The sequence below is a fragment of the Paraflavitalea devenefica genome, assembly GCF_011759375.1.
Taxonomy (GTDB): Bacteria; Bacteroidota; Bacteroidia; order Chitinophagales; family Chitinophagaceae; genus Paraflavitalea; species Paraflavitalea devenefica.
Genome location: NZ_JAARML010000001.1, coordinates 1993946 through 2012888, shown reverse-complemented (window position 1 = coordinate 2012888; position 18943 = coordinate 1993946). Strand labels below are relative to the sequence as shown.

Annotated in this window: 17 protein-coding genes; 6 read left to right on the top strand and 11 right to left on the bottom strand. The window is 46.7% G+C overall.

Going from position 1 to position 18943, the window contains the following annotated elements; all coding sequences use genetic code 11:
• Entirely contained in the window at window positions 1-621 is a 621-nt protein-coding gene (locus HB364_RS08250) for a DNA-3-methyladenine glycosylase (protein WP_167287408.1), read from the bottom strand.
• 92 nt (window positions 622-713) lie between these two features.
• Between HB364_RS08250 and HB364_RS08245 the strand changes: the two genes are divergently transcribed.
• Window positions 714-1475 carry an EI24 domain-containing protein gene (locus HB364_RS08245; RefSeq protein WP_167287407.1) on the top strand — a complete coding sequence of 254 codons (762 nt, stop codon included), beginning with the start codon at window positions 714-716 and terminating at the stop codon, window positions 1473-1475.
• Between the two features lies 1 nt (window position 1476).
• Entirely contained in the window at window positions 1477-2205 is a 729-nt protein-coding gene (locus HB364_RS08240) for an SAM-dependent methyltransferase (protein ID WP_167287406.1), read from the top strand.
• A 136-nt stretch (window positions 2206-2341) separates the two neighbouring features.
• On the opposite strand, the gene HB364_RS08235 is transcribed toward HB364_RS08240, so the two are convergent.
• A complete protein-coding gene (locus tag HB364_RS08235) occupies window positions 2342-2731 on the bottom strand; it encodes a hypothetical protein (protein WP_167287405.1) in 390 nt (129 codons plus the stop codon).
• Between the two features lie 155 nt (window positions 2732-2886).
• On the opposite strand from HB364_RS08235, the gene bshA reads away from it, so the two are divergent.
• Window positions 2887-4056, top strand: coding sequence for an N-acetyl-alpha-D-glucosaminyl L-malate synthase BshA (gene bshA, locus HB364_RS08230; RefSeq protein ID WP_167287404.1), 1170 nt, complete (start codon window positions 2887-2889; stop codon window positions 4054-4056).
• 28 nt (window positions 4057-4084) lie between these two features.
• Here the strand turns inward: bshA and HB364_RS08225 are convergent, their stop codons facing one another.
• From HB364_RS08225 to porU, 6 genes are all read right to left on the bottom strand, one after another.
• Entirely contained in the window at window positions 4085-5383 is a 1299-nt protein-coding gene (locus tag HB364_RS08225) for a murein hydrolase activator EnvC family protein (protein ID WP_167287403.1), read from the bottom strand.
• 93 nt (window positions 5384-5476) lie between these two features.
• Window positions 5477-6301: a DUF4292 domain-containing protein gene (locus HB364_RS08220; protein ID WP_167287402.1), complete on the bottom strand. Its 825-nt coding sequence runs from the start codon at window positions 6299-6301 to the stop codon at window positions 5477-5479.
• A 42-nt stretch (window positions 6302-6343) separates the two neighbouring features.
• Window positions 6344-6787: a dUTP diphosphatase gene (dut, locus tag HB364_RS08215; RefSeq protein WP_208419875.1), complete on the bottom strand. Its 444-nt coding sequence runs from the start codon at window positions 6785-6787 to the stop codon at window positions 6344-6346.
• An 18-nt stretch (window positions 6788-6805) separates the two neighbouring features.
• Window positions 6806-7282, bottom strand: coding sequence for a 2-C-methyl-D-erythritol 2,4-cyclodiphosphate synthase (ispF, locus tag HB364_RS08210; RefSeq protein ID WP_167287401.1), 477 nt, complete (start codon window positions 7280-7282; stop codon window positions 6806-6808).
• 78 nt (window positions 7283-7360) lie between these two features.
• On the bottom strand, window positions 7361-8542 hold the full coding sequence (porV, locus tag HB364_RS08205; protein WP_167287400.1) for a type IX secretion system outer membrane channel protein PorV: 1182 nt from the start codon (window positions 8540-8542) through the stop codon (window positions 7361-7363).
• A 191-nt stretch (window positions 8543-8733) separates the two neighbouring features.
• Entirely contained in the window at window positions 8734-12162 is a 3429-nt protein-coding gene (porU, locus tag HB364_RS08200; protein ID WP_167287395.1) for a type IX secretion system sortase PorU, read from the bottom strand.
• Window positions 12163-12338: 176 nt separating this feature from the next.
• On the opposite strand from porU, the gene HB364_RS08195 reads away from it, so the two are divergent.
• On the top strand, window positions 12339-13940 hold the full coding sequence (locus tag HB364_RS08195; protein ID WP_167287386.1) for an SUMF1/EgtB/PvdO family nonheme iron enzyme: 1602 nt from the start codon (window positions 12339-12341) through the stop codon (window positions 13938-13940).
• Window positions 13941-14014: 74 nt separating this feature from the next.
• Window positions 14015-15310: a UDP-N-acetylmuramoyl-tripeptide--D-alanyl-D-alanine ligase gene (locus tag HB364_RS08190; protein ID WP_167287382.1), complete on the top strand. Its 1296-nt coding sequence runs from the start codon at window positions 14015-14017 to the stop codon at window positions 15308-15310.
• A 3-nt stretch (window positions 15311-15313) separates the two neighbouring features.
• On the opposite strand, the gene HB364_RS08185 is transcribed toward HB364_RS08190, so the two are convergent.
• From HB364_RS08185 to HB364_RS08175, 3 genes are all read right to left on the bottom strand, one after another.
• The gene (locus tag HB364_RS08185; protein ID WP_167287380.1) at window positions 15314-16138 is read right to left on the bottom strand and encodes a CHAD domain-containing protein; all 825 of its coding nucleotides are present in this window, start codon (window positions 16136-16138) and stop codon (window positions 15314-15316) included.
• A gap of 46 nt (window positions 16139-16184) precedes the next feature.
• Window positions 16185-17357 (bottom strand): trans-sulfuration enzyme family protein, encoded by a 1173-nt coding sequence (locus HB364_RS08180; RefSeq protein ID WP_167287379.1) that lies wholly within the window; start codon window positions 17355-17357, stop codon window positions 16185-16187.
• Window positions 17358-17421: 64 nt separating this feature from the next.
• Window positions 17422-17856, bottom strand: coding sequence for an OsmC family protein (locus HB364_RS08175; RefSeq protein ID WP_167287377.1), 435 nt, complete (start codon window positions 17854-17856; stop codon window positions 17422-17424).
• Between the two features lie 69 nt (window positions 17857-17925).
• Between HB364_RS08175 and metX the strand changes: the two genes are divergently transcribed.
• Entirely contained in the window at window positions 17926-18939 is a 1014-nt protein-coding gene (gene metX / locus HB364_RS08170) for a homoserine O-acetyltransferase MetX (protein WP_167287376.1), read from the top strand.
• Window positions 18940-18943: the final 4 nt, after the last annotated feature.

The following is an 18943-nucleotide window of genomic DNA, read 5'->3' as shown; positions in this document are numbered from 1 at the left end:
CTATTTCTTCACAAGCCCTATCTTCTTTCCGCTTACATACGGGTTACCCTGTATGATAAAACGGTAGGGCAAGGCCGCATCTTCCCCGGCATAATCCACACCTATACGGGGCGTAGCTACAATATCGTTTTTCTTGACGCGGAATCCGTCATCTGTAATGAACAGGTCGTCGTCCAATAAACTAAGCCCAGTATGACGGGTGAAGATACCCAGCGCCTTCGCCACATTACCAGGACCCTTGGTAAGGGTATTGTCCAGCCGCTTTTTGCGGGTGCGCTGCAACATGATGTCTATACCTGTTACCGGCTCTACTGCCCGCACCAGGATAGCATGGGGAATGCCCAACTGGTTGGTAACAACGTTGAACATCTGGTGAAGGCCATAACACAGGTATACATAGGCGGTGCCACCTATGCCGTACATGATCTCCGTCCGGTTGGTACGGCGGCCACCCCAGGCATGCGAAGCCCTGTCTCCTACCCCGGCATACGCTTCCGTTTCCACGATGCGGCCGGAGGTAAGCTGCCCATCGAAAGTAGTAACAATGATCTTCCCCAGTAATTCTTTGGCTATTTTCAGCACATCGGTACGGTTGTAAAAATGCTGGTCCAGTTTTTTCATTGATTATTCAATAGATATATTTGTTAAGTTTGACTGCACAAGCACTCCTTATCCTGTGAGTCATTGCCCCGGGCACATCAAATTTATACAACTTGCTCAAAGAAATTGTTATAGCAATACAGTCCTATTTCAGGGCTCACAGGTTCATTTCCAAACACCAATTGTGGAAATGGATCCTTATTCCGGGCGTTCTGTACATGATCCTCTTCGTGGCGGGTATGATCTTCTTCTGGGCATCCTCGGGAGCTGCCGTTACCTACCTCAGCCATAGCCTGGGCATTGACCGCTGGCTGCATCGCCAGAGCAGCGGTTTCCTGAGCTTTATTTTTATGATGGGAGAGATTATGATCCGTCTTCTCCTGGTACTCTTTTATTTCTCCCTGTTTAAATACCTTTTTCTCATTATCGGCTCCCCGCTGTTTGCCTACCTCAGCGAAAAAACAGAAGCGATCATATCCGGCAAGGAATTCCCTTTTAGCTGGCCGCAGCTATTAAAAGATATGATGCGGGGTATTAAGCTGGCGCTGCGCAATACGTTGTGGCAAACGGTATACTCTATTTCATTACTGATCCTTTCCTTTTTCCCGGTAATAGGCTGGGTTACGCCTGTGATCGTTTTATTTGTAGAATGCTACTATTATGGCTTCTCTATGCTGGATTACAGTTGTGAACGCCATAAATTATCCCCTTCCGAGAGTATTGAATACATCGGTAAGCACAAAGGGCTGGCCATTGGCAACGGCATGGTATTTTACCTGATGCACCTGCTACCAATAGTAGGATGGGTGCTGGCGCCGGCCTATGCGGTTATAGCGGCTACTATTAGCTTGTATTATCAAAATAAAGAAGTCTAAAATGGCTTTATTTGCTCCCACTGTATACCTGATCCCTTCTTTTCTACATGAAACAGCTACAGAAACCATTCCGGCCTATGTGCTAACTGCCGTAAAGGAATGCCAGGTATTCTTCGTGGAAAATGAACGGAGCGCCAGGCGTTACCTGAAGACCCTTTGGAAAGAAATGGTGATTGATGATTATGAATGGGTGGTTATTCATAAGGCAGAAGAGGCGGTGCGTGCTACATTCCGCCAATACCTTAAGGCGGGCAAGAATATCGGGATCATCAGTGAGGCCGGTTGCCCGGGCGTAGCTGATCCTGGGCAGTTACTGGTAGGTGTAGCGCATGAAGCACAGGCATTGGTGAGGCCTTTAACAGGCCCCAGCGCTATCCTATTGGCATTGATGGGCAGCGGCATGAATGGCCAGCAGTTTCAATTTGTAGGCTACCTTCCCATTGATACCGGCCACCGCATAAAAACCATCCGTGAACTGGAAGCAGAGTCGGTCCGTAAACAATGCACACAACTGTTTATAGAAACGCCTTACCGTAATAATCAACTGCTGGAAACATTACTGAAAGCCTGTCAGCCAACTACCCGCCTGTGCATAGCAGCAGACATTACCGCCTCTACAGAGTTTATCCAGACAAAAACAATGGCCGATTGGAAGAAAAGCCTGCCGGACCTGCACAAAAGACCTACCATATTTTGTTTGTTGGGAGGCGCGGCGCCTAAAAAATATTAAAAAACTATAGAGCTCCTATAGAGCTTTTATAGAGGAGTTATAGAGGTCTTATAGAAACTACCATCCAGAGATAATCCGGGGACCATCCGGAGGCTAACCAAGGGCATGGAAGGGGTGTACAGGTGTACTTGCTGGCTTACTTATTTTTCGGGCTAAGGATGGTTTCGCCATTGGAGCCCCTTACTTCATAAACACTGTCTACAATGAACTTTTGCATCCCCCGCCAGGGCAGCGCACCAAAGTAACTTCTATAATGCAGTTCCACATCCTTACCGGCATTTTCCATTAAAGTTTTGGCCACCGATTCACTAACGACACTGAATTCAAATTCATTACTTTGTACATTCACTTTAAAGCCGCTTTGAATGATCTTTCCCTCATAGGTTTTGAACAGGTATCCTTTCTTCTGAAAAGTGTTGAGGATACCGGCCTTGGTTCCATCAGCAAATACCCAGTAATAGCGAAAATATACAAAACCTGCGAGGATCAGTAGCAACCCGAGGATGATGTAATGCTTTACTTTCATATTTATAATCCATATTTATCAACAAGATAATCCAATGACGCCACATTAACAGCACATAAAGTGAACATTCCGTGCATTATAGGTGTTATTTCCAGCTAAAGTTAATTCCAAACTAATTCATTTACCTTCACATTCTCAAATAATTAAAGCAGCGTATGCGTATTGGTATTGTTTGTTATCCTACGTTCGGTGGTAGTGGCGTTTTGGCAACAGAATTGGGAAAGGCCCTGGCAGATAAAGACCACCAGGTACATTTTATTACCTATCAGCAACCAGTGAGATTGAGTGAGTTCCATGCCAATATATTCTACCATGAGGTGAGGGTGCCGCATTATCCCTTATTTGATTATCCGCCGTATGAAACAGCCCTGGCCAGTACTATGGTGGATGTGATCGTGAACAGCAATATTGACCTGCTGCATGTGCACTACGCTATTCCGCACGCCTCTGCTGCTTATATGGCCAAAATGATCCTGGAAAAACAGGGCAAACGAATACCTGTCATTACCACCCTGCATGGTACAGATATTACCCTGGTAGGCAAGGACAAGACGTTTGCGCCGGTGGTTACCTTTTCCATTAATGAAAGTGATGCCATTACAGCCGTATCCAATAACCTGCGGGATGAAACTTATAAGAATTTCCAGATAGAGAAAGAAATAGAAGTGATCCAGAATTTTGTGGATGTAAAGCGGTTCAATAAAAAACCGATCGATGCTTTTCGTCGGGTAATAGCACCCAATGGGGAGAAAATATTACTCCATGCTTCCAACTTCAGGAAGCTCAAACGGGTACAGGATGTGGTGATGATATTTGCAGAAACAGTAAAGAAGGTACCCAGTAAACTATTGTTTGTAGGCGATGGCCCCGAGCGTCCTGCTGCCGAAAGCCTGTGCCGTGAGCTGGGCATCTGCGATGAAACCCGCTTTGTAGGCAAACAGGAGCAGATGGAAGATATATTAGCCATTGCCGATCTTTTCCTGCTGACTTCCGATTATGAAAGCTTTGGCCTGGCAGCCCTGGAAGCTATGGCAGCCGGCGTACCGGTAATCTCTACCAATGCAGGTGGTCTGCCCGAAATTAATGTGCATGGAAAAACTGGCTACCTGGCCAATGTGGGAGACGTGGATACCATGGGCCGGTATGCTATTGAACTGTTGTCAGATACGGAGAAGCTGCAGCAGTTTAAGCAAAATGCAGCGGCCCATGCCCGCCTGTTTGATATTGACAGGATTGTACCCCAATATGAGGCATTGTATAACAGGTTCCTCGGCGCTTCATTTAATAGTGCCGGCATGAAAAACCCCGCTGGTGTGCGGGGTTAAGTTATCGGGCTAATCATTTATTTCCTGCTTACCGCCTTCTGATCCAGGGTTCCGGATCGAGGTTACGGGTATCCTGCATTAATACAAATTCAATTTCACCGTTGCCTTCACCATTGGAAGCCGCCTTGCCCAATACCTGGCCGGCCTTCACATGCTGATTTCTGGATACGCTTACTCCATTCAGGTTACTGTAGGTAGTAAAATACTTACCATGACGCACAAAGACAGCGCTGGTCCCATCCACTTCAAATACAGAGATCACTTCTCCGTCGAAAACAGCCTTTACAGCAGCGCCTTCGTCTGTTTCCAGGGTAAGGCCCGGATTGTTACCGGTAATTTTTAATTCAGGGATCTTATAAGGGCCAAAATGGATCTTGATCTGTCCCTTATCTATAGGCCAGGGCAATTTACCACGGTTCTTTTCGAAGTTATCAGAGATGAGCTCTCCCTCGGGCGTTGCTGCAAATACACTTTTAGGTTTGGCAGCAGTAGTTTTTGCAGGTGCGTTGGCTGCTGTATTGGGGTTCGAAGCTGCATTGTTGGCTGCCGCTTTCTTAGCAGCCGCTGCTGCTTCTTTCTCCCGGCGCAATGCCTCTGCCCGCGCTTTTTCCGTTTCGCGGCGGATAGCGGCCATGATACCATCACGTAATTTCTTATCTGCACGCTGCTTATCGGTCAGTTCTTTTGTTAACTCCCGTTCACGGGCTTTGAGCTTGTTAACGATCTCATCTTTTTCCTTGCGCTCTTCTACCAGTACTACTTTTTCTTTTTCCTGTTCCTGCAAGGCATCACTTTTACGCTTTTGGGTACTTTCCAGGCTGGATATCTTCCCCTGCAAAAGCAGTTGGGTGCTTTTTATGGAAGTAGCCTGCTGCTCACGATACTGACGGTACGATTTGAGGTACTCTATCCTTTTGAGGGCATCATTAAAGTTGGCGGCAGAGAATATAAAGTTCAGGAAGTCGTAATTGCTGCGGTTCTTGTAGGCATATACCACACTTTTTTCATACTGGGCTTTCAGGGTATCCAGCTCCAGCTTGAGGCGGGAAATTTCGTTACGCGACTGACTGATATTACCCTGGATCACGTTGATCTGGTCATTGATGTTGTTGATGGCCTGCTCCCGGAGACGCAGTTTTTTCTTGATCATGGATAGCTGACCAAGGCCGGCCTTTTTATTCTTTTTGGTATCATTCAGCGACTGCTTCAAATCATCTATTTCTTGTTGAATCTCAGCCTGTTTCTTCTTCAGGTCATCACTGGTTTGAGCCAGCAGGGAGCCGGAAAAAGCAAGTACCAGTAAACAGGAAAATAATGTTTTGAGCATGACAGAATTTTTACGAGTTAAAAAGCGCATATACCGGGTCGCAACCTATACAGCAACGCTCAGGGATGCCAAAAGATTGTACAGCTATAACGTTTATTGACGTTTATAATTTTTCGGGATATTGAATGGGAAGCTTAATTGTTCGTTAAATTCAAATTGCTTGAACTGCAGTTCGATCTCCAACTTAGACTTCTCAGACACTACGATTTTCCGGTATTTAGAGAAATTAATGCCATTTTTGGTTTCATAATCCCCATAAGTGATGTCACAGGTACGGGCCCGGATCACATCTATATCGTCCAGCTTACTGTGTTGTGGCGTATAGTCGCCCCGGGAAACTGTTAACAAATGCTTAAACAGGGTGCCTACACTGATGAGGGAAACCGTTTTTTCCTCGTTCTTATAAGACACAATATTGCTATCGAGGTAGATAGGGTTGCCCATGAGCAAATCCTGCAACTCTGTAAAAGAGAAGGGTATTTTGGTTACTTCCTGGAGGTACTCGATAGACCTCAATTGCGCCATTCTGTCCATTTTATATAACACCTTCACACTATCTTTTGTTACCATGGCCCGTAGCGCCTCGCCCAGTATGGAATTGATACTGATCCAGATAATACTGTCCTTTTGAAGTTTCACGTTAGCCGTGAAATCGGGCTTTTTACCATCGGCGCCTTTGTATTCCACCTTCACCTTAGCCGACATAGTGCGGAAGTTGATGATACGGTTGTTCTGTACAGCATTGTATACCTGCTGAATGAATTGGGTGGAATCGGCCTTACGGTCAATCACCGGTACTACTACGGCAGTATCTTTTTTTGTAATGGCCGTCTGGATCTTTTTGGCCGAACGGCAGCTACTTACGTTAATACCAATCACCAGGATAAGAGGAGCCAATAACCAATGAAAATATCTCATAAATTAAGAATATAGAAATTCAGAAGCCAGTGTATAAAATGATCAGGATTTGCCGGTGTGACCAAAGCCACCTTCGTTGCGTTGAGTAACCGCGATACTGGTAACGGGTATCCATGCTACCTGGCCCACGCTGTGTACTACCATTTGTGCAATACGGTCGCCATGCTGAATGGTTTGCGGTTCCTGCGACAGGTTGATGAGTATAACCTTAATCTCCCCCCGGTAGTCGGCATCTATGGTACCAGGCGAATTTAAACAGGTAAGTCCCTGTTTGATAGCCAATCCGCTCCGTGGCCTCACCTGCGCTTCATAGCCCTCCGGCAATTCAATGAATAACCCGGTAGGTATCAAAGAACGTTCCAGCGATTTTAATACTACCGGCGCTTCGAGATTGGCGCGCAGGTCCATACCCGCTGACCCTTCAGTGCTGTACTCGGGTAAAGGATTAGACGATTGATTGATAATCTTTACATGAATTTTTGACATGGCGCAAAGGTAAAGGATTTAGATTTTTTGCAGGAGCACATTAGCATAAGCCACCAGCCCCTCCTCCCGTCCTACAAATCCCATCTGTTCTGTAGTAGTAGCCTTTACAGATACATCTTCTTCTGTAATTTCCAGAATGGAAGCAATCACTTTACGCATTTCCCCGGAATATTTTTTGATCTTGGGCGCCTCCAGGCAGATGGAGGAATCAACATTTACCACCCGGTAGTTTTTTGCTTTAATGAGTGTATACGTATGCTGCAGCAGTATTTTACTGTCAATATCCTTGTAAGCAGGATCAGTATTGGGGAAATGTATACCAATATCACCCAGGGCCAACGCACCCAGCAAGGCATCACAAATGGCATGCAGCAACACATCTGCATCACTATGCCCCAAAGCGCCTTTATGATGAGGAATGTTTACACCACCAATCCATAATTGCCTGCCTGCTACCAATTGATGAAAATCTATGCCAAAGCCTATGCGATACATTAATTTAATATTTGATCATTAAAAAAGCGTTCCGGAGACCGGAACGCTTCAAATATATTCAATTAATATTAGTCGTAATTATTGAGTGGGAGAAGTGCTGCTTCCGGTATCATCCAGGTCAAATACCAAACCGAAGCGGAGGGTATTGGACAGGGGGTTCCTGTTCACGCCAGAACCCGAAGGCACCAGGTAAGAGAAGTTAAGACCAAATACATTGTATTTAAGGCCCAGACCTACAGTAAAATATTTGCGGTTACCCTTGTTCTTGTCCTCGTAGAAATAACCCGCACGAACAAAGAACTGGTCATTATAACCATACTCAGCACCAACAGATACCTGGAATTCCCTCAGTTCTTCACTGAAGCCCCCGGGCGCATCGCCAAAAGAACTGAACCAGCTATTTACAACACTCTTATCCCTGTATTTAACAGTGAGTGCTGAATCGGTAGGGATATCACCAGTAAATTTAGGCGGTGTAGGCACCAGCAGTTTATGCAGGTCAAGACCGAACTGGATCTTATTGGTTTCATCAATCTGTGCAGTATAAGTAGTACCAATGCTAAGGTTGGCAGGAATATAATCCCTTTGCTGAGCATCGTTGGTATAACCTACTTTACCGCCGAGGTTACTGAGCACAGCACCGAAGTTCCAGCCATTGCCCGAAGGGCGTACACCAGAATAGAAGAAGGAAACATCACCAGCGAAAGTACTGCCCGCTTTGTAAGCAGTTCCGGTAGAAGGTGCGCCGGCCGCCAGGTTGGAATTAATATAGCGCAACGCTATACCAAGACCTATCTTATCAGATAATTTACGGGAATAACCCACATCTACACCAAATTCACGTGGACGTCCATCGCCCCAATAATCGCCATTACCATTCGTAAATTGAATATTACCGAGACTGAAATACCTGACGGATGCAGACATCGCTTGCAACTCATCCAGTTTATAATAACCGGCTAATGCCAGCAGGTATACATCATTAAGTCCCAGGTCTTTCAACCAGGGCGTGTAGGTTAAGCCAATGCTGAAATTCTTTTCAGCAAAGGGCGTTTTAGCGAGATTCCAAAAAGCTGAGTTGGCATCGGCTGAAGTAGCTACACCAAGATCTCCCATGCCGCCGGCCCTTGCATCGGGGGAAATCCTCAGAAAAGGTACGGCTGTAGTGACCACATTAATAGAGTCAGTTTGAGCAGTCAATGAATTCAACCCCGCCATTAAAAATAAAGCAGCAGTCAGTTTAAAGGTCTTTCGTTTCATACATGAGTATTTGTCTTGTTTTAAGGAATTTCGCCCTACAGCAAATGCGATCATTCAATAATAAAAAGAATCAGGTTTGGATTAAGTTAGTTTTGGCAAGATGGCCTTGCTGAGGCGAATAAAACTTTCAGAGTAGAATATCAATTCAATAGGCGGTTGAAATATAAGTGGCCAAAAATACAAATACTGAATTACAATATAAACAATTTTTCGAGTTTTTGAGCAGCTTTACCGTCCATCGTTTGTACCCGCAAACGGTAAATATAAACTCCCCGGCCTATTTTACTGCCATATTCATCGCGTCCGTCCCATTCTACCTCACTCGAACGGTTGCCGGGTGAAAATATTGTATGCCGAAGGGTCTTTACCAGCTTGCCGGTAATGGTAAATACCTGAATATCTACATGTAATTCCTCGCCTGGCCGGTTATGTTCAAACCAAAAAGTGGTGCGGGTGGTAAACGGATTCGGATAGTTCAAAACATGATCCAGCAGTAGGTTTTGCTGGTTAAAGATCCTGAATTCAAGGGTTACCTCACTGGAATTATTAACAGCGTCCCAGGCCTTAATGGTAAGGGTATGAGGCCCTTCCGTTAAGCCGGGCAGTTGGAACCGTACCGTTCCTTTCCGGAAATTGTCCAGGTCGCTTTCATAAAAATCATTCAGCACAAACGACTGTTGCTGGTTATGATCCAGTATGGCTACCAGGTCATGACCAATGCCGGTACCCATAATATTAATGCCGGAAGAGTCGGCCAGCCTTACCAGTAAAATCGGTCTGTCATTACTGATACTTCCGTTCACAAACTTCTCGTCGTTAAGAAATGCCTTGATCTGTGGTCCTTCCCGGTCAGCCGTGCTGTCACCCGATCCGCCAATAATGATATTGGTAAAAGCCCCATTGCCATCTGCAGCCCCGTTGTCGGCATAATAGCTGATCTTACCGTTGCCAAACTGGTAATTAATGTCCTTGGGCACCACAAAGCGGAAGGAGAACAGGCCATTGCTTACTTTGGCTTTGCCCTTAAAAAGGGTATTTTTTTGTACCTGGAAGGCGACGGGCAAACTGCCGGGATCATTAGCCAGTGTACTGGTTGTCTGGGCCTTATCAAACACCGTGGCATTTACTGTACCATTGAAATTGTTGAGCACATTACCGGCAGCATCGGTAACCTGCCCGCTAATAGTATATTCTGCCAGGGCTTTGAGGGTATCGGGCTGCGCCGTCACCGGTATGCCATTTACCGCAGTTGTTTGTACCGTATGCACCGGAAATGCCAGGTTCATGGCGGGGTCGCCCAGCAAGGTGAACTTGCGGTTATTGATTACATCACTAAAAAAGGTATAAGTGAGGTTTTTGGCGTAGCGCACGGCTTCGCCAAGGGTAAAATAACGGCCATCGGGTCGCTTTTGCAGGGCAGTTTCCACATAATTCTTATTCATGATCCGGTTACTGAAAGCAAATACCAGCCGGGTGGTGGTCATAAGGGCAATGGCCCCTGTTTTTTCACGCAGCAGCAGGTTTTCCCCGATAGAACTGACGAGTGGATTGTCATATGGCGCTACATCACAGGTAGCTGTAATAAATAAAGGTAGTTTTTCCGGGTTGTTGAAAGTATTGATAATATCCTGGTCCAGTACCACTTCTTCTGCCAGCCTGCGATAGCCTCCATGCCCGCTGTAATTCCAGATGAGGGTACCATTGAAAAGCTGGTTATTGATGGCGAGATTAACTGCTGGGTAACGGCTTCCACCGGCGCCACTCTCCTGCCGGAAAGCATCGAGATAGATCTTATCCGTATTAAAGACCGGTGCTGTAGCCGCAGCCGATTGGGTGATGATCTCAGCATCCTGCAGATGCAGGTTATTATCCTCATCGTCGGCCACAAAAGTAAGCTCATTCCGCCAGGGACCCAGGCTTTGGGGCTGGTGATAAGCGATGATCTTATCAATGATGGCCTGCGCCTCCCGTTCATGGCGGGCAGGGATACGGCCTATGCCGATATCCAACAGGTAGGTACCGGTACCATTTATATCATCGGCATCATCCAGCAAGCCAAAAAAGTCATCAGAGGTATAGGTAGCCAGCGGATCCAGCGAGACAGGGCTTTCCCAGGCCGGCACCAGGTTGGTATTGTTGGTAATACGCGTTTTATAATCAAAGGAAGCATCGCCCAGCAACAATAAATACCTGGCCCGTTTGGTAGTGTCGGACCCTGCCCGGTCGTGATACATCTTTACAAAATCACGGATGGCTACAGGATCGGGCGTACCGGAGGAAAACTCATTGAAAATCTGTTCGGTAGTGACTACGGTGACTTTCAGGTTATTTTGCTGCTGGTGGAATTGCGCCAGCCGCTGCGCCTGTGCCAGCAAAGAAGTATGGGTAACAATCAGGAAATCGGTCAATACCGGGTTGTGGAGGTTCTGATTCATCACCCTGCCTATCGCTACCGGTATGAGCAGGCCCGAAGTATTAAATGCCACATACTCACGTAAAACACTGCAGTCGTTCACAAAATTCAGGTCACTCCCCTGGACAGTTACCGGCAGGCCAACCGGTTCCAACGGACGGGAGATATCCCATACCCTCGTAGTGGGGGAGCCATTCTTAATAATGAAATTGCCTGTATTGCCGGCCCCGGTACTGCTCCAGTCCCGGAAAAGCAATTGATTTACACCGGCCATAGACAGGTTCCGCCGGGTAAACACTTCAAACCAGTTGAGCCAGCCCTGGGCATTGACACTGGCAGGCGTATAATCGAACCGGATGGAAAGCTGTTGCTGGGCATTGGTAAATGATCCGGAAGACTCTATAATCCGGGCAAACTGGTCGTAGGGACCCGTAGCCACCGGAGGAATGTCCAGGACCATTACAGCCTGATTATTAACGGATACATGGAAGCGGCCGGAGGCCCCGAATGAACGGCTGAGGCAACTGGCCGTGATCAGCCCGGGATCAGTTGTTACGGAAGGGATGGAAAGGGTAAAACTGCGGGTTTTCAGTTTACCGGGACCATCAGCAAAGTCTTCTCCAAACCATTGACGGCCACTGCTTAACAGGTTTACGGAATCCAACTCATAAAAATATCTGTCGGAAAAAGTGGTAATAGTGGTATTGGGAGAAAAGGGCGTATTAAGGGTGGCGATGCGCTTGCCGGCGCCTCCGATCGACAGGTAATAAAATGATTGTTCGCTGTATACATTTTTCCGGTGGGAGAAACGCCTGTTGACAGGGTCATTTACCCAATCATGAGGCCCGGAGGCATAAAAAAGCAAATAATCGGCTCCATTGAAAATCCCATCGCCCCCATCTTCGATCAAGATAGCATTTTCTGCGAGGTCATCCACTACAGCACTGTTGGCATTTTCAGGAAGCATTTGTCCGCCATTGCCAAATAACCGGATGGAAGCAGATGGCAGGGAAGTTGCAGTAATACCGAGCGCAGTCAGAAAAGGGAGGTCTATTTTGTAGATGCCGGGACCGGATACAGCTAATTTATACCAATTCCCAACGGCCAGTACTGATTGACTCGTATAGGTTCTTTGACCGGATACAGAAATTGTTCCGGACAACAGGGTAACTGCCAGCAGCCAGGGGATGATGTAACTACGGCCCATTGCTTCAAAAATAGCTCATTTTTAATGTAATAAGCGTTACGGAAAAGGCTTGATTACGTGAAAGTACCTATATTCGCCATTCCTTGTACCCTGTGGATAAACAGCCCGCAAAACTGTACAATATTTGCTTTGAAAGCACGTTTAACTTAATTGAACCAAAGGCAAAAGTCATCAAAATGAATCTGAAAAACCTATTCATCCTGCTCTCCTGTACTGCAGCAGTGTCTTCCTGCAAAAACGGAGGCTTATTTGGCAAAAAGCAGGAGAAATCCGACGTTACGGGTTGGAACTACAACGACAAGAACATGGGCGGCTACCAGGTTTCCCGCGAGAAAGAACAGCGCACAGGTCCCGGCCTTGTATTTGTTCAGGGCGGTACCTTTCAGATGGGAGCCGTGGAAGAAGATGTAATGTTCGAATGGAATAATATTCCCAGCCGTAAAACAGTAAACTCCTTTTACATTGACCGTACCGAAGTAGCCAATGTTCACTACCGCGAATATTTGTACTGGATCAACACGGTGTTTGATGCAGATGAATATAAAGCTGTACGGGAAGGAGCATTGCCCGATACCTTGGTATGGCGCAGTGAACTGGGTTATAATGAGCCGATGGTGGAGTATTATTTCCGCCACCCCTCCTATAACTATTACCCGGTGGTGGGTGTAACCTGGAGACAGGCGCACGATTTCTGTCTTTGGCGTACCGACAGGGTGAATGAAAAAGCCCTGCTGGATAAAGGATTTGTCAACAAGAACATGTTCAAAAATATTCAAGGTCAGGGTGCTGAGTCTTTCAATACCAAAGCGTATCTGTTAGGTCTTACCACACCTACACCGGGCAACAGCGTTCGCTCTAAAAAGAACCCGCTGAAAAACCCGAATGGTACGCCACGTACTACGGTAACTTTTGAAGATGGTATCCTGCTGCCTTCTTACCGCCTGCCCACTGAAGCTGAATGGGAATATGCGGCACTGGCCCTGGTTGGTCAGAACCCACAACCCAGTAAGAAAGAAGGCAAACGTGGTGAGGAGTTAATCGCCAACAAGCAGGTGTATACCTGGAGCCAGAACGTAAATGGCCTGCGTGACAACCGCCGCGGTAGCTGGCAAGGTACTTTCCTCGCCAACTTCAAACGTGGTAATGGTGATAACATGGGTGTGGCCGGTGGTCTGAACGACCGTGCTGTGTACACTGCCCCTGTTACTTCTTTCTTCCCCAATGCTTTTGGTTTGTATAATATGTCTGGCAACGTGAATGAGTGGGTAGAAGACGTTTATCGTCCGCTAAACTCTGTTGACCAGGATGACGTAGCTCCTTTCCGTGGTAACTACTTCCAGAATGATTATAAAAATGCCGATGGTGAGTTTGAGAAAGACAGTCTGGGCCGCGTAAAAAGAGTATATGTTACTGATGAGGAAAGCAAGAACCGCCGTAACTATCAAAAGGGTAATGTGATCAACTACCTCGATGGAGACTCACTGGTAAGCGGTGTTACTTACGGTACTACTGATATCTCTGAGAACCTGAAAAACGGTGGCCGTGGTTATGGCTTCACTACCCTGATCAGCGACAAATCACGGGTTATTAAAGGTGGTAGCTGGAACGACCGTCCTTACTACTTATCTCCCGGCACCCGCCGCTTCCTGGAAGAAGACCAGGGTAGTAGCACCGTTGGTTTCCGTTGCGCTATGGACCGCGTAGGTAGCCCTGAAGGTAATGGTCGTAAGACCGGTATTGATTACCCGCAAAGAAGACAAAATACAAGAAAGAGATAATCTCAAACTAATAATCCTTAAGAAGCCATTCGATAGTATCGGATGGCTTTTTTTATACTCCTTATATTTGCTTTATGACGATTGAACAACTGTATAAATTATACGAGCAATACCCTTCTGTACAAACCGATACCCGTATATTAAAAGCCGGGGATATTTTCTTTGCTTTAAAGGGGCCTAATTTCAATGCCAACCAGTTTGCTGAAAAAGCACTGGCCGCCGGAGCCGCTTATGCCGTAGTGGATGAAGCACCAGCCACACCCAATGACCGGATCATTGTAGTACAGGATGTATTGGATACCCTGCAGCAACTGGCTAAATACCATCGTCAACAGTTCAATATTCCCTTTATTGCAATCACAGGCAGCAACGGGAAAACCACCACCAAAGAGCTGGTGCATGCCGTACTGTCTACCACCTATACCACCTATACTACACAGGGCAACCTGAACAATCATATTGGCGTTCCGCTGACGATACTGCGGGTAAAGAAAGATGCCGCCATGGTCGTCATTGAAATGGGCGCCAATCACCAGCAGGAGATCGCCGGTTATTGCACCTACACGTTACCAACCCATGGCATTATTACCAATGCCGGCAAGGCCCACCTGGAAGGCTTTGGCGGCGTGGAAGGCGTACGTAAAGGGAAAGGTGAGCTGTACGGTTTTTTGCGTGCTCATAACGGAACGGCCTTTGTAATGTGGGATTACGATTACCTGCAAAGCATGAGTAAAGGAATACCAGCTATTATAAAGTATGGTACCGACAGCGGCGATATGACCGGCCGGCTGATACAAAGTGAGCCATTCCTGTCGGTCAGGATCACTTCCGGCAATCCTTTCACCATTCAAACGCAACTGGTAGGCGCTTATAACCTGCCCAATGTATTGGTAGCTGTTACGGTAGGAAAATATTTTAATATTCCTGATCATTTAATCAGGCAGGCCATTGAAGCATACGCTCCTTCCAATAGCCGATCGCAGTTAATTGAGAAAGGAGATAATAAATTTATACTGGATGCCTATAATGCCAACCCCAGCAGTATGAGAGCGGCTATTGAAAACTTTGCAGCCATCCATGCCTCCAATAAAGTATTGATGCTGGGCGCTATGGCCGAGCTTGGCCCCGAAAGCCTGGCAGAACACCAGAATATTGTTTCCCTCATTCAACAGTATCCCTGGCAATCGGTAGTATTGGTAGGAGGCGATTTTATGAAGATTGATCACCCCTTCATCCGTAAAGAAAATGCACAGCAGGCAGGTGAATGGTTTCGTGAACAGGCATTCCATAATACCTTTTTCCTGATCAAAGGTTCCCGCAGCATGCAGATGGAAAAGACACTGCAGGCGGGAGCAGGTATTAGCCATTAGCTTTTAGCTGATACGCTCGAAATTAGAGACAAGGTGTAATTGGGAAAGTTGCCCGATCATTTGTTGCTTGAACATTTCTTTTTCTTCCCCCATCTCCAGGCGCCAGGCTTGCAGAACATCTTTTTCAGCTTCGGGCAGTGTGTCTATTATCTCTTCTGATAAGAAAGACAGAGCGATACACCGGTCATTAAAATCCCCCAGCATAGCGGCCGTATCCTGCAGCCGTTTTTCACTTCGCCAGGCTGTTACCGGAAATGAAATACCCCAGTCGCTATCAAAGATGCGGATATTGTAAATAATATCTTTCAGTTGTTTGCGTATAGTATGTAACTCCTTGTCTTTTTCAAGGGCCAGCAAGATCACCTGAACAGCAGCTACTTTATGGTGAATGAATTTACGTATAGCCGCATCATTCAGTGAGGCAGGTAATGCATGCGTTATATGGTCAAGGGCTTTGCCGGCTCTAAGCTTTTCTACCGCTTCTACAAGCGCTTCCTTTGCTTTGAATAAGCGTTGTTGCAAATGCTGTACATATACAGGTAAGGGAGTATTATCTTTTTCAGACCGGGCTATAACGGATGGCAGGAATAACTGAAGATCGCGCACCTGACCAGCAGCAGCATATAGTGTTTTAAAATCAGGAGACATAATGTGATGCCGGGTGCGGGAATCCATTTTTAGCAGGCGTATGAATGCCCTAAGCTTCTTATACTCTATCCGCAGCTCATGGATCATTTCTGTTTCAAAGGAGCCAGGAAGCTGGTCACCATACTTCTTTATACGCCGCCCATGTTTTTTGATCACCTCCGCCAGGTATGCCCGCTTCATGCTGTAAGTTTCCACATAAGTTACGAAATTTTACAGCAGCGGCCGGCTATGAACGGTCAAGCGCCTGCAAAATATCCTCTATAATATCATCAGCATGCTCCAGGCCGGTGGATATCCGTATCAGTCCGGGTGTTATATTCACCGCAAGCCGTTCTTCCTCTGTCAGTTTTGCATGGGTAGTGCTGGCAGGATGGGAAGCAATGCTACGGGTATCGCCAAGGTTGGCTGTTAAAGAAAGCATTTTCAGGTTGTCCAGGAAGCGGCGGCCGCTTTCTAATCCTCCTTTTAATTCAAAACAAACAATGCCACCTCCGTTCTTCATTTGTTTCAGGGCAATGGCATGCTGGGGATGACTGAGCAGGAAAGGATATTTAAGCCAGGTTACCTTAGGATGCCCTTCTATAGCCTTTGCCAGGCGCAAAGCGTTGGCGGCATGGCGTTCCATACGTACATCCAGGGTTTCCAGGCTTTTGCTTAACAGCCAGGCATTGAAGGCAGATAATGAAGGTCCGGTGCTGCGGCAAAACAGGTAGATATCTTTAATAAGATCGGGCCTGCCTACAATTACACCGCCCAATACACGTCCCTGTCCATCTATCCATTTGGTGGCAGAATGCACTACCAGGTCTGCACCGAAGTCAATAGGACGCTGCCCGATAGGCGTAGCAAAACAGTTATCTACATTGAGGATCAGATTATGCTTTTTAGCCAGGGCAGCCACCATTTCCAGGTCTATAATATCCAGGCCGGGATTGGTAGGCGTTTCAATATAGATCATGCGGGTATTGGGCCTGATGGCAGCTTCCCAGGTACCGGCATCGGCAGCAGCACTTACATAAGAAGATTCAATGCCGTATTTGGGAAGGAACTTAGTGATCACGGTATGGGTACTGCCAAAAATAGCATTGCAGGACAGCAGGTGATCACCTTTCTTCATCAGGGCCATGAATGAAGCGAATATGGCGCTCATACCCGAAGCGGTGGCATAACCTGCTTCGGCTCCTTCCAATGCACACATCTTGTCTACAAACTCTTTTACACCGGGGTTGGTAAAGCGGCTATAAATATTATCATCCGTTTCATCGGCAAAAGCAGCCCGCATGTCTTCGGCCGTATCAAAACAAAAGCTGCTGGTAAGAAATAGTGGCGTGGAATGCTCCATTTCCGGAGTACGGTCTGTTTGGGTGCGGATCGCTTTTGTAATGGGATGTTGTGACATGATGAAGATTTCGTATTGCTGATTGCTAATATTGCTGTTTCTCTCTACAGATGTTGTTTTTACTTTAGACTGCTGACTTCGCATTGACCCGCACTTCCCATTTCAGGTTGCTACCGCCACGGCGAAGCGTTTCTGCTACAGAACAATATTTATTCATGGATAGTTCGCAGGCCTTCCGGGCCTTATCGGGATCAATATCGCCGGTCAGCTCAAAAACAACGGTAATATCCTGCCAGATAGAGGGTTCCTTATTGGGTTCCCGCTCACCTTCAATTTTCATGGTAAAGGCTTCTATGGTTTGACGCTGCTTTTTCAGGATAGATACAATATCAATTCCGCTGCAGGCTCCTAACCCCATGAGTAACAACTGCATAGGTCTTACTCCAAAGTTATTACCCCCTGAGTCAGGGCTGCTGTCGGTATGCACAACATGTCCGTACGCGTCTTTTGCGGCAAATCCATAATCACCTGCGACCCTTTCCAGCTCAATTTTTATCATGGTAAAGATTTTTGCAAATGTAATTCATGCAGGCATTTACTTTGCACCCTGAATTAGCTTATCGGAAGAATGAAGTATTTCCATTATAATCAGCCCTTTCCACTGGAAAATGGCCAGTCACTACCTGAACTTACAATTGCATACCATACTTATGGCACCCTGCAGGCAGACAGTAAAGTGGTATGGATATGTCATGCGCTTACGGCCAACTCGGAAGTAGCCGATTGGTGGAAAGGCGTGGTAGGACAGGGTTGTGTGATCAATCCGGACAAATATTTTATCGTTTGCGCCAATATATTGGGTTCCTGTTACGGCACTACTGGGCCCTTGAGTATTAATCCGGCTACGGGACAGCCTTATTACCACCAGTTTCCCCTGATTACCATCCGCGACATGGTGCAGGCGCATATCCTGTTACGCCGCCACCTCGGCATCAACAAGATCCATTTATTAATGGGTGGCAGTATGGGTGGCTACCAGGCGATGGAATGGAATGTACTGGAAAAGGAAGTGATAGAACGGCTTTTCCTGCTGGCCACTTCCCCTACCGAAAGCGCCTGGGGTATTGCTATACATGCCACACAAAGATTGGCGATTGAGGCAGATAGCACCTGGCAGGAAGGATCTCCGCAGGCCGGACAAAAAGGACTAAAAGCCGCCCGCGCTATCGGGATGCTTACCTACCGGAATTATGGCATTATGGTGCAAAAGCAAACCGATACCGATACCGAAAAGCTGGATGACTACCGGGCAGCTTCCTATATCAATTACCAGGGCGACAAACTGGTAAAACGTTTCAATGCCTACAGCTATTGGTTCCTCACCAAAGCCATGGACACCCACCATTTAGGGCGTGGCCGGGGCGGTGATGTGGAGAAGATCTTACAACAACTGCAACAAAAGACTTTACTGATCGGCATCAGCAGTGATATTTTATGTCCTTTGGAGGAGCAACGGCATATGAAAGCACACCTGCCCAATGCTACCTTGGTTGAGATAGATTCTGCGTATGGTCATGACGGGTTTATGGTAGAGGCGGAGAAAATATCACAATGTTTGTCCGCCTGGCTGGATGAGCAATAATTTC